At 51.2% G+C, this 13,731-nt stretch carries 13 protein-coding genes; 9 read left to right on the top strand and 4 right to left on the bottom strand.

Annotated features, from left to right (window positions below; all coding sequences use genetic code 11):
* The first annotated feature begins 162 nt into the window (after positions 1-162).
* On the top strand, positions 163-906 hold the full coding sequence (locus tag AR688_RS01790) for a ferredoxin--NADP reductase (protein WP_068228260.1): 744 nt from the start codon (positions 163-165) through the stop codon (positions 904-906).
* Here the strand turns inward: AR688_RS01790 and AR688_RS01785 are convergent.
* Positions 881-2,632 carry a potassium/proton antiporter gene (locus AR688_RS01785; RefSeq protein WP_068228254.1) on the bottom strand — a complete coding sequence of 584 codons (1,752 nt, stop codon included), beginning with the start codon at positions 2,630-2,632 and terminating at the stop codon, positions 881-883. The two genes, AR688_RS01790 and AR688_RS01785, sit on opposite strands and share 26 nt — an antisense overlap.
* A gap of 54 nt (positions 2,633-2,686) precedes the next feature.
* Positions 2,687-3,754 carry an AI-2E family transporter gene (locus AR688_RS01780; protein WP_068228252.1) on the bottom strand — a complete coding sequence of 356 codons (1,068 nt, stop codon included), beginning with the start codon at positions 3,752-3,754 and terminating at the stop codon, positions 2,687-2,689.
* 260 nt (positions 3,755-4,014) lie between these two features.
* Between AR688_RS01780 and AR688_RS01775 the strand changes: the two genes are divergently transcribed.
* The 8 genes from AR688_RS01775 to suhB all read left to right on the top strand — a co-directional run bounded on the left by AR688_RS01775 (position 4,015) and on the right by suhB (position 12,294).
* Complete coding sequence (locus AR688_RS01775) at positions 4,015-6,918, top strand: monovalent cation/H+ antiporter subunit A (RefSeq protein ID WP_068228249.1); 2,904 nt, start codon at positions 4,015-4,017, stop codon at positions 6,916-6,918.
* Positions 6,918-7,268 carry a Na+/H+ antiporter subunit C gene (locus AR688_RS01770; protein WP_068228246.1) on the top strand — a complete coding sequence of 117 codons (351 nt, stop codon included), beginning with the start codon at positions 6,918-6,920 and terminating at the stop codon, positions 7,266-7,268. Before AR688_RS01775 ends, AR688_RS01770 begins: the two co-directional genes overlap by 1 nt.
* Entirely contained in the window at positions 7,265-8,875 is a 1,611-nt protein-coding gene (locus tag AR688_RS01765; protein WP_068228241.1) for a monovalent cation/H+ antiporter subunit D, read from the top strand. The genes AR688_RS01770 and AR688_RS01765 overlap by 4 nt, the downstream gene beginning before the upstream one ends.
* Positions 8,872-9,402 carry a Na+/H+ antiporter subunit E gene (locus tag AR688_RS01760; RefSeq protein ID WP_197412084.1) on the top strand — a complete coding sequence of 177 codons (531 nt, stop codon included), beginning with the start codon at positions 8,872-8,874 and terminating at the stop codon, positions 9,400-9,402. Before AR688_RS01765 ends, AR688_RS01760 begins: the two co-directional genes overlap by 4 nt.
* Entirely contained in the window at positions 9,399-9,677 is a 279-nt protein-coding gene (locus tag AR688_RS01755; RefSeq protein ID WP_068228236.1) for a K+/H+ antiporter subunit F, read from the top strand. Before AR688_RS01760 ends, AR688_RS01755 begins: the two co-directional genes overlap by 4 nt.
* Complete coding sequence (gene mnhG / locus AR688_RS01750) at positions 9,674-10,093, top strand: monovalent cation/H(+) antiporter subunit G (RefSeq protein ID WP_156420188.1); 420 nt, start codon at positions 9,674-9,676, stop codon at positions 10,091-10,093. Before AR688_RS01755 ends, mnhG begins: the two co-directional genes overlap by 4 nt.
* On the top strand, positions 10,090-11,361 hold the full coding sequence (locus AR688_RS01745; RefSeq protein ID WP_068228233.1) for a mechanosensitive ion channel family protein: 1,272 nt from the start codon (positions 10,090-10,092) through the stop codon (positions 11,359-11,361). Before mnhG ends, AR688_RS01745 begins: the two co-directional genes overlap by 4 nt.
* A gap of 129 nt (positions 11,362-11,490) precedes the next feature.
* A complete protein-coding gene (suhB, locus tag AR688_RS01740; RefSeq protein ID WP_068231051.1) occupies positions 11,491-12,294 on the top strand; it encodes an inositol-1-monophosphatase in 804 nt (267 codons plus the stop codon).
* 142 nt (positions 12,295-12,436) lie between these two features.
* Here the strand turns inward: suhB and AR688_RS01735 are convergent, their stop codons facing one another.
* Positions 12,437-13,303: a TraB/GumN family protein gene (locus AR688_RS01735; protein WP_068228232.1), complete on the bottom strand. Its 867-nt coding sequence runs from the start codon at positions 13,301-13,303 to the stop codon at positions 12,437-12,439.
* Positions 13,304-13,306: 3 nt separating this feature from the next.
* Positions 13,307-13,690, bottom strand: coding sequence for a rhodanese-like domain-containing protein (locus tag AR688_RS01730; protein ID WP_068228231.1), 384 nt, complete (start codon positions 13,688-13,690; stop codon positions 13,307-13,309).
* Between the last annotated feature and the right edge of the window lie 41 nt (positions 13,691-13,731).

Genomic DNA, 13,731 nt, shown 5'->3' with positions numbered 1-13,731 from the left:
TAACTGCTGTGCTATTAAACATTGGCAATAACATAGCATGCAGCGCAGCATTAGTTTAGCGGTTTTGCATACACCACCAGCGTGCCGGCAAACAAAAAGGTAGTTGAGTAACCCTCTGTTGTTAGCTAGGCTAAAGCAGGGCTTAATTTAAGGAAACTAATTATGGCGCAATGGCTTAGCGGCACGGTAACGGCGAATCATCACTGGCACGCCAACCTGTTCAGCATTAAGGTGCAAACACCAGCGTTTGACTTTATTGCCGGCCAGTTTGTCCGCCTGGCTATCGATACACCGGATGGCCGGGTACAACGCGCTTACTCGCTGGTAAACAGCCCGGGCAACCTCGAGCTGGAGTTTTTAGTCAGCACGGTGGCCGACGGCCTGTTGTCGCCGCTATTACAGCAACTGAAGATGGGCGACAAACTGGATGTCAGCCAGCCAGCATCAGGCTTTTTTATTCTGGATGAAGTGCCGGACGGCGATAACCTGTGGCTGATCTCCAGCGGCACCGGCATCGGGCCCTATTTATCGATGCTGGGCACTCATACGATATGGCAGCGTTTTAAGCATATTGTGCTGGTACATACTGTGCGCACCATCGCCGATTTAGCCTACCGCGATTACATTCATCACTGGCAGCACCAGTACCCGAATCAGTTGCATTATCAACCTGTGGTAACCCGGGAAGCGATGTCAGGCGCTTTAGATCTACGCCTGCCACAGCTGATACAAACGGGTGCATTACAGCGCTCGTGCAAGCAACCGCTTAACGAGCGTTCGCAGGTTATGTTGTGTGGTAACCCGCAAATGATTACCGACACTAAAGCTCTGCTACAAAGCATGGGCCTGAAGAAAAACCTGCGCCGCGATCCGGGTAATATTACTGTTGAGCAATACTGGAAGTAGGCTGCTGCGCCACGTTTAGCGCCGGTGGCAGCACACCTACCGTGGTAATACGTGGCCCTACCATGTCACGCACCGTTAGCAACACGCCGCCGGATTCTGCCGTAGCATCCGGTTGCGGCTTTTCAGCCAGTGCCTGGCGCAGTACTTCATCCAGTGTTGCTTCAGGCGCTGCTGCCAGCGCAATGCCGTAAGAATGCAGTACATCCTCTACCCGGGTTGTGCCTTTAAGTTTAAGTTCAGTTTGTGGCAGTTCATGGCGCCCGGCTTCTGCCGTAGCTGAAAATACGCTGTCAACAAAACTGCGTGTTTCTGGTTTTAACACAATAAACAGATGATCGCCGGCATACAGCCAGGTTGAACCGCGTGGTGGTATCACCTGATTATTACGGGTAATCATGGCAACCACAGTACCGTCTGGCAGCGCGGCCTGCGACAGGCGCCGCTCTACCGCACGGGAGTTTTCGCCCAGCGTATATTCGACAATATCGGCATCAACTTTACCCAGCGCAGTAATTTCCAGCGTTGCTGCCGGTGTGGCAGGTGGTGGCTCGGTTAACCCCAGCTTGCGTGCGACCAGCGGCAACGTAGAGCCCTGCACCGTGGCAGATATCAACACCACGAAAAACACCACGTTAAAAATAAGCGCAGCGCCGGGCAGGCCGAAAATCAGCGGAAAAATAGCCAGAATAATCGGCACCGAGCCACGTAACCCCACCCAGGACACCAGCGTAATTTCGCGCAGGTTAAAGCCAAACAGTTTTAACAGCGGCACCACCGCCAGTGGCCTGGCAACCAGTGTCAGCACCAGTGCTATCAGCAAACCTTCAAACCAGACATCCAATAACGACGATGGGTTAATCAGTAAGCCCAGCACCACGAACATGGTGATCTGGCTTAACCAGGCCAGCCCGTCGTGAAATAAGAAGGTACTGCGCTGAAACACAAAACGGCTGTTGCCAATAACCACCCCGGTAAGGAATATAGCTAAAAAGCCACTGCCATCCAGGTTAGCGGCAATACCAAACGACAACAAACCACAGGCCGCAACCATTACCGGATAAAGCCCGGTAGCCACCAGATGAATACGGTTAATAATGTTCACCGACATCCAGCCCACGGCCAGGCCGACAGCTGCACCAATGCCCATTTGTGACACAAACAGCATCAGCAGCCCGGTGCCGGGTTTCATGTCATTAACCAGTATTTCCAGCAAGCCTACGGTAAGGAAAATTGCCATAGGGTCATTCGACGCGCTTTCAATTTCCAGTGTCGATTTAAGCCGTTTATTGATATGAATACCGGCATTGCGCAGTAATGAAAATACCGCTGCGGCATCGGTAGAGCCAACTATAGCCCCCAGTAACATGCCCTGTAGCAACGGAATATTCAGAATATAGGCCGCTGCAACCCCCGTTACCATAGCGGTAACAAGCACCCCCAGCGTAGCCAGCGCCGATGCGGGTTTCCAGACTAACTTTATTGACGAGAATGGTGTTTGCAAACCACCGTCAAACAAAATAAGCGCCAATGCCAACGTGCCCAACGCATGAGCGGTTTCGGCGTTATTAAAGATAATACCGCCGGGGCCGTCTTCACCTGCCAGCATGCCGACTAATAAAAACAATACCAGCACCGGCAGCCCCAGCCGAGCTGACACCTTACTGGAGATAATACCCAGCAGGATCAATACCGCTGCCAATAAAATAAACTGGTCAATCACAAACATACTTCAATTCTCTATAAAGGCTAAACCGCTATCTTTTGTGTCACTTCAGCAAGGCTAGTCCTGATAATCGCTACTGTCGTTATCAATCAGCCACTCGCGCCATATGGCCACCAACAAGGCCATTAGCACCGGGCCAACAAATAAACCTACCAGCCCCATCGTTTTTACGCCGCCAATCAGGCCAAAAAATGTGGGTAAAAACGGCAGCTTAATTGGCCCGCCCACCAAATTAGGCCGGATAGTTTTATCCACTATAAACAGCTCGATGCTGCCCCATAAAAACAACCCCACACCCGCAGCCATGTCGCCGGTACCTACCAGATATAGCGACAACAGCGTAAACGCCAGCGGCGCACCGCCAGGGATCAGTGCCATAAAGGCTGTAAGTACACCAAAAGCCACCGGCGAAGGCACTCCGGCTATCCAGTATGCCACACCCAACACCACACCTTCGCCGATGGCAATGATTGTCATACCAATAACAGTAGAACTAACGGTAGCCGGCACCACTCGGGAAAAACGCTGCCAGCGGCTGGGCAAAATACGCTCGCCTACCCGATCCAACTGCGACGATAAGCTGTCGCCATCTTTATACAAAAAGAACAGGGTGATCAGCATAAACAGTAACGTCAGCACAAAGCCAACGGTATTCCAGCCAAACATTAGTACCCAGCGCGAAATGCCACTGAGGTGCTGGCCGCTTACAACAGTGATAATATGCCCCAACTCACCCGGCTCAGATAAATATAACTGCCATTGCTCAGCCAGCCAGCTGCCGGCAAAGGGCAGTTCGGCAATCCACAGCGGCACCGGTGCCCCAAACTGATTTGCATGCAATAACCAACCGATCCAGGCTCGGATTTCCTGCATAGCATAAGAAAATACCAATACCAGCGGGATCACCAGACCAAGAATAATGGCGCAAATGGCGATGCTGGCAGCCAGTGCCGATCTGTTGTTGCAAGAGTGCAGCAGACGGCTATATAACGGCCAACTGGCAAAGCAAATAATCAACGCAGCCAGTACCGGTACCAGAAAACCGATAAAGAAAAAAACCCCGGCGCAGAGGATCAAAATTAATAAGGTACGGCTAACTGCCACATTGCTGAATATTTGTGCCATTCAGGTGAACTCCGTCATTAAACCGACCAAAAAATATCAGCCATGCTAACATCCGCCGGGTTGACCCGCCAGATGGCAGTTAATATAATCGCGACGGCATGACTAATAAAAACAATAACTTTATGCAAATTACCCTGACAAAACCCGGTTAAATAACAACACTTTCGCCTGCTATCTCCCGATCCTATGGCTGTTGTACCGGACACATTACTCAGCCCCATATGCCGCACCGCCCGGCATATTATTGATTTCGGAGAACTATGACACTACTTCTGCTACTGTTGCCTTTTGCCGGTTGTGTTATTGCCGCCTGCATGCCTGCGTATGCACGCAATCGTGAAGCCTGGTTTGCTGCGTTTATTGCGCTTTGCGGCCTGCTGTTGACACTTAGCCTGTATCCCGAAGTCAGTAGCGGTATCGTTATAAAACATGAACTGGCCTGGTTGCCCATGTTCGACCTTAACCTGGTATTGCGCATGGACGGCCTGGCCTGGTTGTTCTCAGTGCTTATTCAGGGTATTTGTCTGCTGGTGGTGCTGTATGCCCGCTACTATATGTCGCCCAAAGATCCGGTACCGCGTTTTTTCGCCTTTTTACTCGCCTTTATGGGCGCGATGCAAGGCGTGGTTATTTCCGGCAATCTGATCCAACTGGTGATGTTTTGGGAGCTCACCAGCCTGACGTCGTTTTTACTGATTGGTTACTGGCACCACCGTGCCGATGCCCGCCGCGGCGCGCGAATGGCCTTTACCGTCACCTCGATTGGCGGCCTGTGTTTACTGGCTGGTGTACTGTTACTGGGTTATATTGCCGGCAGCTACGACTTAGATGCCGTGCTGGCATCTGCCGATATTATTCGCGCCCATAAGGCCTATTTACCGGCGCTGGTGCTGATTGCACTGGGTGCCCTGACCAAGAGCGCGCAATTCCCGTTTCATTTCTGGTTACCCCATGCCATGGCAGCACCGACACCGGTATCGGCTTATCTGCATTCTGCAACGATGGTAAAAGCCGGTATTTTTCTGCTGATGCGGTTATGGCCGGTATTGGCCGGTACACCGGAGTGGACCTGGATCATCGGCACTGCCGGTGTCTGTACTATGCTGATTGGTGCCTATCTGGCTATTTTTCAGCACGATTTAAAAGGCTTGCTGGCTTACTCTACTATCAGCCATCTGGGCCTGATTACCTGCCTGCTTGGCATAGGTACGCCGCTGGCAATGGTTGCCGCTATTTTTCACACGCTTAACCACGCCATTTTTAAAGCCTCGCTGTTTATGGCAGTGGGCATTATCGACCATGAATCCGGCACCCGCGACATGCGAAAATTATCCGGGTTATCGCGCTTAATGCCTTACACCGCCACGCTGGCGATTGTCGCCAGTGCAGCAATGGCGGGCGTACCGTTATTAAATGGCTTTTTATCAAAAGAAATGTTTTTTGCCGAGGCACTGCAGGTGGGCCCCAGTTCTAACTGGTGGATGTCTGCCGCGGCGGTGCTAATGGGTGTTTTTGGCGTGGCTTATTCTATGCGGTTTATCAGCGTGTTTTTTGGCGCCAAAGCAACGGAATTACCCAAGCAGCCACACGAGCCACCGCGCTGGATGCGGTTTCCGGTGGAATTGTTAGTATTGTGCTGCCTGATTGTAGGCGTAGCCCCTCAGCTGAGCATTGGTGTGCCGTTACAAACGGCTGCCGCCTCGGTGCTGGGCGAGCGCCTGCCCGATTACAACCTGGCCATATGGCATGGCATAAATGCACCGCTTGTGATGAGCATACTGGCTTTTGCTTTGGGCATACTGCTGTTTAAAGTGCTGAAATACCGGTTTAACTTGCTGCAAAGTGCGCATATTCCCATGCTGTATCGCTTTAACGGCAAGCAAGCTTACGAAAGCAGTATGTTAATACTGGCGTCGTCGGCGGCGAGGCTGGAGCGGCTGTTTAGTAGCCGGCGGTTACAGTCACAGTTGCTGCTGCTGGTGCTGGCCGGGTTATTTGCCTCGGCATTAATGCTGCAGGCGATGCCTGATTTTAACCCTGTCTGGTCGGTTGAGCATTTTAACCTGCCCTTTGCGTTGCTATGGCTGATAGGCTGCACCTGTGCGGTATGTGCCGCCTGGCAGGCTAAGTACCACCGGCTGGCAGCTTTAATGCTGGTAGGCGGCACCGGCATTGTTACCAGCCTGACATTTTTATGGTTGTCTGCCCCCGATCTGGCCCTGACCCAATTAATGGTAGAAACCGTCACCACGGTACTGCTGTTGCTGGGCCTGCGCTGGCTGCCATCGCGGATTTCAGCCCGCAAAATGAACCTGGTGGCCAGTAGCCGCGACAAATTACGCCGCAGCCGCGATCTGGTTATCGCCATTATTGCCGGTAGTGTCATGTTTGTGATCAGCTACTTTGTACTATTGCACCCGGCTAACTTTACCATCAGTAACTTTTTCCTCGACAACGCCGTACCCGGTGGTGGCGGCACTAATGTGGTGAATGTACTGCTGGTGGATTTTCGTAACTTCGACACCCTGGGTGAAATTACCGTGCTAAGCATAGTGGCGCTTACCGTGTATGCACTGCTGCGACGCTTTCGCCCGGCGCCGGAGAGCATCGGCATACCGGCACAGCAGGCAAACCAGGTAGACCCGGCCAGCCGGCAAACACCGGCTCAGCAAGCCAATAGCGGCTATTTGCTGATCCCCGGTATTTACCTGCGGCTGTTACTGCCGGTAATTGGCATCAGCGCGGCTTATTTCTTTATGCGCGGCCATAACTTACCCGGCGGCGGTTTTATTGCCGGTTTAGTTTTCGCCGTTGGTATGATTATTCAGTATATGCTGGCCGGTACCGTCTGGATTGAATCACGCCTTAAGCTTAACCCGCACCGCTGGATAGCCGTGGGTATTGGCCTGGCTTGTTTTACCGGTTTGGGTTCGCTGGCGTTTGGTTATCCATTTCTTACCACCCACACGGCCCATTTAACCTTGCCAGTACTGGGTGAGTTACATTTACCCAGCGCCTTTATTTTCGACCTGGGTGTGTTTGCCGTTGTCGTCGGCACCACCATGTTAATTCTGGTAGCGCTGGCGCACCAGTCTGTGCGCAGCCACCGGGTGCCGGGTGCACCGGTGGACAACAACGCCACAACCAGCAGGGAGATCCGCTAATGGAATTAACCATAGCTTTATCTATCGGTGTGCTGTTTGGCTCTGGCATCTGGCTTATTCTGCGTCCGCGCAGCTTTCAGGTGATTACCGGCTTATTGCTGCTGTCTTATGCGGTTAACCTGTTTATTTTTATTACCGGCCGCTTGTCGGTAAATAAACCCCCGCTTATTGTACAAGGCGAAGTAGTAGACCCTTCGCTGTACGCCGACCCGTTACCGCAGGCTTTGGTGCTTACCGCTATTGTTATTGGCTTTGCCACTACCGCACTTTATCTGGTGGTGTTGCTCGGTTCGCGCGGCTTAACCGGCACTGACCACGTTGACGGCAAAGAGAGAGATTCAGAAGAATGATGTATCTGAACCCGCATTTAATCATGTTGCCGATACTATTGCCGCTGATTGCCGGTGCGCTGATGGTGTTAATTAATGAACGCCATCACCGGCTGAAGTTTTTAATTAACCTGTTTAGTACCGCTGTGATGCTGTTAACAGCAATACAGTTGCTGATGCAGGCCGAGAGCGGCTTGTGGCCTGCCGATATGGCGGTATATCTGGCGGCAAACTGGTCTGCACCTTTTGGTATAGTGCTGGTGGCAGATCGTCTGGCAGCGATAATGCTGCTGCTCACCGCTACCCTTGGTACTGCTACGCTGGTATTTTCTTATAGCCGCTGGTCTAAAACCGGGGTGCACTTTCACACCTTGTTCCAGCTACTGTTAATGGGCATTAACGGCGCCATTTTAACGGCTGATTTATTTAACCTGTTTGTCTTTTTTGAAGTGATGCTGGCCGCCTCTTACGGCTTACTGCTGCATGGTTATAACATCAGCCGCATTCGGGCCGGTATGCAATATATTGTTGTTAATCTGGTTGCGTCGTTGTTTTTCCTGATTGGTATTGCACTGGTATATGCTGCCACCGGCACACTGAACTTTGCTGATCTGGCGTTAAAAATTGCCACGCTGGACAGCACCGACCGTTTTATTCTGCAAACCGGTGCTGCCATTCTGGCGGTGGCATTTTTAACCAAAAGTGCCATGTGGCCGCTGGGCTTCTGGCTGCCTGTTACTTATTCAGCGGCCTGTGCGCCGGTTGCCGCCATGCTGGTGTTGCTAACCAAAATAGGCGTGTACGTTATTTTACGGCTGTGGTGGCTGCTGTTTTCAGAACATGCCGGTGCTTCAGCCGGTTTTGGCGGTTCCGTTTTGCTGTGTGGCGGTTTGTTAACACTGGCATTTGGCGCTGTCGGTTTACTGGCCAGCCAGGAACCCCGTCGCATCGCCAGCTTTAGCGCGGTAATTTCGTCTGGTACCTTGCTGGCACTGATTGGTTATGGTGACGCTACTTTACTTAGCTCGGCGCTGTTTTATCTCATCAGCTCCACGCTGGCTGTCGCTGCTTTTATTATGCTGACTGAACTGACAGATCGCATTTACACCCCGGCGGCCAGTGTGCTGGCACTGAGTATGGAAGCTTTTGCCGTAGAAGAAGATACCCAGCAAAGCGCCGGTGTGGTGATACCGGCGGCGATGGCATTTCTTGGCCTGGCGTTTGCGGCCTGCGCGTTAATTATGGCTGGTTTACCGCCGTTATCCGGCTTTGTTGCCAAGTTCAGTATTTTACATGGCTTACTGGACAGCGGCGCCGCCCATGCTCCGCTTTGGGTGCGCTGGATTATTCTTACCTTGCTGCTGGTAGCGGGCCTTAGCGCCATTATTGCGCTGATGCGCTTTGGCGTACGCACATTCTGGACCTTGTACAACAGCGCACCGCTGCGGCTGCACCCGACAGAAGCTCTGCCAATACTGGCAATACTGCTGCTGGGTGTCAGCATGGTATTTACTGCGGGCCCACTGTTTAACCTGTTAAGCCGCGCCAGCACCGATTTACAACAAACACCGGCTTATATTGAACGGGTGCTGCAACATCCGGTTGTTACAACCCAGGAGGGACTATGATCCGCAGGCTTATGACCCACAGGCTTATAACCCGCTGGCTGCCCTCGCCATTATTGTCACTGGCACTGCTGCTGTTATGGCTAATGCTGAACCAGACTCTGCAGCCAGCACACCTGTTACTTGGCAGCGCACTGGCTATTGCCGCGCCGTTACTAACGGCGCCACTGCGGCCATTTAAAGCCAGAATAGGTAAACCTGCTGCCATATTGCGCTTATTCAGCTGGGCCTTGCTGGAGGTTATCCGCTCTTGCTTTAATGTCAGCCGGATTATTTTGTTTCGCAAAACCGATAACCTTAATTCGCAGTTTATCAAAGTGCCACTGGATTTAAGCGACCCAACCGGCCTGGCAGTGTTATCCTGCCTGATTAACTGCACACCCGGTACGGTGTGGGTAGAAATTCTACAAGACACCCATGAATTATCGTTGCATGTATTTGACTTACACGACGAAAACTGGTGGATAGACACCATTAAACAACGCTATGAAAACCCGCTGATGGCTATTTTTAGCCGGGAGACATCATGAAGCTTCTACTGGAAATCGTGCTGTATTTTTCCCAGTTCTGTGTGGTGCTGGCCATGCTGCTGTGTATGTTGCGCCTGCTAAAAGGCCCCACCGCACAGGACCGGGTGCTGGCACTGGATACTTTGTGGATCTGTGCCATGTTGTTTGCGCTATTGCTGGGCATCAGCTTTGCCAGCCTGGTGTACTTTGAATGGGCCATGCTGATAGCACTGACCGGCTTTGTGTCGTCTGTAGCACTGGCGAAATTTCTGATGCGTGGCGAGATTATCGAATGATGCAAATTCCTGCCGATATTTCGCCCTGGTTAGCTATACCAGTAGCCCTGCTGCTGATTTGCGGCAGCATTATTACGCTGGTCGGTACTTTAGGTTTACTGCGGCTGCCGCATTTTTATCAGCGCATTCACGGCCCTGCCATTACCATCACCTTTGGTGCCGGCAGTTTTTTACTGGCGTCTATGCTGTATTTCACGGTACTGCAACAACGGCTTGTTATTCATGAACTACTTATTAGTGCCTTTATTATGTTAACCGCCCCGGTAACAGCAATGTTGCTGATGCGCACAGCAGTATACCGTGACTTACGCAACGGCCGGCAACGCCCCGATACCAAACCCGAACCACCCGCAGCCAGCGGACAAGCAACAACTGCCGAGGTTAAACAACACCGGCCTGACGGAGAAAACGCGTGACAGAAACCCTGAATAATATCACGGTATGGTTTGAACAATACCCACAGTGGCAACTTGGCATTTCGCTTTGCATTATTCTGCTGTTGTCCTGGCTGGGTAATTTTATTGTTAAACGCATCCTGATTGGCGGCATTATCCGCGCGCTTAAAACCACCAGCTTTAACTCACACCATCTGGTTAAAGATTTCCGCTTTATTTCCAGGCTGGCCAATATAGTACCGGCACTGATTATTTCTATTGGTGTCAAGCTAATACCCAATGTGCCCGAAGGGCTGGTAACAGTGGTAGTTAACGTTTGCAACGCCTTTGTTATTCTGACCATAGCGCTGGCCATCGCCAGTATTCTGAACCTGGTTAATACCGTATACGAACAACGGCCAGATGCCAGAACCAAGCCGATAAAAGGCTATATCCAGGTAGTGACTATTGCCCTGTATGCTGTAGCTTTGGTGCTGATTATTGCTGCGTTATTTGACCGCTCACCGCTACTGTTGCTGTCTGGCCTGGGCGCTATGGCTGCGGTGCTGATGCTGGTATTTCAGGACACTATTTTGTCACTGGTAGCCAGCGTGCAAATTTCCTCTAACGACGTTTTGCGCGTAGGCGACTGGGTTGAAATGCCACAGTTAAATGCCGATGGCGATGTTATCGACATTGCACTGCACACGGTAAAAATTCAGAACTGGGATAAAACCATCACCACTATTCCAACCCGCCGCTTTATGACAGATCCGTTTAAAAACTGGCGCGGTATGCAGGAATCAGGCGGCAGGCGTATTAAACGCAGCATTATGCTGGATCAGCAAAGCGTGCATTTTCTTGATAAAGAACAAATTACCCGGCTGGGACGGTTTCGCTTATTACAGGATTACTTACCAGCCAAACAGCAGGAAATTGACGACTGGAACCAACAGCTGGCCGAGCAGGGTAAAGAGCCGGTTAATACCCGCCGCATTACCAACCTGGGTTCGTTCCGGGCCTATGTTTTACATTACCTGAAAAACCACGCCGGCATTCATCAACGCATGACCACCATGGTGCGGCAGTTATCGCCGGGGGCAGACGGCCTGCCACTGGAGCTTTACTGTTTTACCAATACTACAGACTGGCTGGCTTACGAAGGTATTCAGTCAGATATCTTTGACCACTTATTGTCGATTATGCCGGAGTTTGGTTTACGGGTATATCAACATCCCAGTGGCATGGATGTGCGGGCGCTGGTGAGAACACTTAATCCGGTAGAAAGCCCAGTCAAGAGCTCTGAGTAGCACTGAGCACAGTGGAACAAGTTAACCACAGCCGCGGTTTTACCTTTACTTTTTCCTGTTAGCCGTTACAATGTGCGCCGCTCTTTTGACCGAAATTTACACAGCTCTTTTCAAAATAAGGTAATTGCTATGCATCCGATGTTAAACATCGCGGTTCGCGCTGCCCGCAGCGCCGGTAACGTGATCGCTCGTGCCTGTGGCCAGCTTGATATGGTTCAGAAAGTACAAAAAGGCACTAACGACTTTGTGACCAATGTCGACAGAGAAGCCGAACAAGCTATTGTTCAGGTGTTACAAAAATCGTTCCCGACCCACGGTATTGTCGGTGAAGAGCATGGTGATTACGGCAATAACGACAGTGAGTTTCAATGGATCATTGACCCACTGGACGGCACCACCAACTTTATTAAAGGCATTCCGCACTTTGCGGTGTCTATCGCACTAAAACATCAGGGTAAATTAGACCAGGCAGTGATCTTTGATCCACTGCGCGGTGAGTTATTTACCGCATCCCGTGGCCGTGGCGCCCAGTTAAACGGTACCCGTATTCGTGTTGCTAACCTGGCCGATATGCAGGGCACTATTCTGGCTACCGGTTTTCCGTTTAAAAACAAAACGCATATGCCTGCGCATGGCGCCATGCTGGCGTCATTGTTGACAGACGCTGCCGATATCCGTCGTACTGGCTCTGCTGCACTGGATTTAGCCTATGTTGCTGCTGGCCGGTTTGATGGTTTCTTTGAAATTGGTTTAAAGCCGTGGGATATTGCTGCAGGTGAGTTAATTGTGCGCGAAGCCGGTGGTTTGGTGTGTGATTTTGTCGGTGGCAATAACCAGCTACGCAGTGGCAATGTGGTAGCGGCCAGCCCGAAAGTGCTGGCAGCTATGTTAAAAGGTATTCGCCCACACCTGACAGAATCGCTGTCTCGTTAAGCTTGGTAACATCAGCATAATTTGCCGCAGAGAACCTGCTTACCCTAAGCTAACCGTTGAAGGCATGGATGCCTGAGTCGAGCCCCCATGGATGGGTTCACGGCGTGTTAGCGTGGGTAATCAGGTTCCTTGCCAGCCAGAGCTACAACTGCGTAATGTTGTAGCCCTGCTCACGCAGTAACTGCAATACATTGGCCTCACCTGCCAGATGCAAAGCCCCCACTAACACCAGCTCTACCTCCGGCGTGGCCAGCATTTTCTCCAACTGCGGCAGCCAGTTTTTATTGCGCTGCACTAACAATGCATCATAAAACAGCTTACCTTCCGGCGTATCGGTAAAGGCCATTGCCAGTGCAGCCATAGTGTCGGTGTCGCCACTGCGCCAGGCTGCGATAATTTTCGTTAATTCGCTTTCAAGCTCAGATAATTGCTGCAGGTTTTGCGCAACAAAAGCATCTTCGTTTTCTGCCGAGATATTCAGCAACATCGCCAGTTGCTGCTCCACGGTTTCCAGAAACAGCATGGGTTTATTGTCGGTTACCGCCTGCTTAAGAAAATGCATATCTACCCCCTCGCCTGCCATACCGGCTTTTTGCAGGGCAACCTGCATTAACGTCAGTAGCACAAAATCGGGTTTAAAGTTGTTTAGCGGTGCTAAATCAACGCCCTGGGTTTTAGCGTACTGCTGTAACTGCTGATAAGTAGTAGCAGACAACACCTGCGACAAACTGCGGCCATCGCTGTACATAGCATGCTGCATCAGCAATTGCATACCCTTAGCGGTTTCAAGCTCGCGCACGTCGGTTTCAAATACCAGCGTATCAGCCTGGCTGTACGCCTGGCTAAATTCCTGCGGCAGCGGAAACTGCTCGGGCGGCAATAAATGCACCGTACCGGCAATATATAAGCGCTGATCGCCCTTGGTTACCTGCCATACCGACGTATCGGCCTGTACCGTCGAAACACTTAGCAGCAGTGCTGCTGATAATAGCGTTAATAGTTTTTTCATCTGTTAACCCTTACTGGCAACGGGTACTTCAAGCGGTAATTTACGCTCACACCAGTCACGAAAACCACCCGCTAAACTAAACACATTCTGGTAGCCCATTTGCTGTAACGTTTGCGCAGATAACGCTGAGCGAAAGCCGCCGCCGCAGTACAACACCAGCTTTTGCTTTTTGTCCGGCACGGTTTGCTCAATATCACGTTCAATAATGCCTTTACCCAGATGCATTGCCTCAGGTAAATGACCTTGCGCCCATTCGTGATCTTCGCGGATATCCAGCAGTACATAAGGCTGATTATGCTCAAGCAGCTCGCTAATGCTAATTTCTTTAATCTGGGCTTTGGCCTGCTCTACCAGTGCCAGAAAAGCCGGCGCATGTTGTTTACTCATAATGCTTTTATCCTTAATGTGGCGGCGTTAAAAACAAAAAT

This window comes from Rheinheimera sp. EpRS3, from assembly GCF_001513785.1.
Taxonomy (GTDB): Bacteria; Pseudomonadota; Gammaproteobacteria; order Enterobacterales; family Alteromonadaceae; genus Alishewanella.
This window is presented reverse-complemented; position numbering and strand designations above follow the sequence as displayed.

What these genes read in the sequence shown, in the direction of transcription:
- AR688_RS01790 (WP_068228260.1), top strand. Translation starts at nt 163, where the DNA reads ATGGCGCAATGGCTTAGCGGCACGGTAACGGCGAATCATCACTGGCAC.
- AR688_RS01785 (WP_068228254.1), bottom strand. Translation starts at nt 2,632, where the DNA reads ATGTTTGTGATTGACCAGTTTATTTTATTGGCAGCGGTATTGATCCTG.
- AR688_RS01780 (WP_068228252.1), bottom strand. Translation starts at nt 3,754, where the DNA reads ATGGCACAAATATTCAGCAATGTGGCAGTTAGCCGTACCTTATTAATT.
- AR688_RS01775 (WP_068228249.1), top strand. Translation starts at nt 4,015, where the DNA reads ATGACACTACTTCTGCTACTGTTGCCTTTTGCCGGTTGTGTTATTGCC.
- AR688_RS01770 (WP_068228246.1), top strand. Translation starts at nt 6,918, where the DNA reads ATGGAATTAACCATAGCTTTATCTATCGGTGTGCTGTTTGGCTCTGGC.
- AR688_RS01765 (WP_068228241.1), top strand. Translation starts at nt 7,265, where the DNA reads ATGATGTATCTGAACCCGCATTTAATCATGTTGCCGATACTATTGCCG.
- AR688_RS01760 (WP_197412084.1), top strand. Translation starts at nt 8,872, where the DNA reads ATGATCCGCAGGCTTATGACCCACAGGCTTATAACCCGCTGGCTGCCC.
- AR688_RS01755 (WP_068228236.1), top strand. Translation starts at nt 9,399, where the DNA reads ATGAAGCTTCTACTGGAAATCGTGCTGTATTTTTCCCAGTTCTGTGTG.
- mnhG (WP_156420188.1), top strand. Translation starts at nt 9,674, where the DNA reads ATGATGCAAATTCCTGCCGATATTTCGCCCTGGTTAGCTATACCAGTA.
- suhB (WP_068231051.1), top strand. Translation starts at nt 11,491, where the DNA reads ATGCATCCGATGTTAAACATCGCGGTTCGCGCTGCCCGCAGCGCCGGT.
- AR688_RS01735 (WP_068228232.1), bottom strand. Translation starts at nt 13,303, where the DNA reads ATGAAAAAACTATTAACGCTATTATCAGCAGCACTGCTGCTAAGTGTT.
- AR688_RS01730 (WP_068228231.1), bottom strand. Translation starts at nt 13,690, where the DNA reads ATGAGTAAACAACATGCGCCGGCTTTTCTGGCACTGGTAGAGCAGGCC.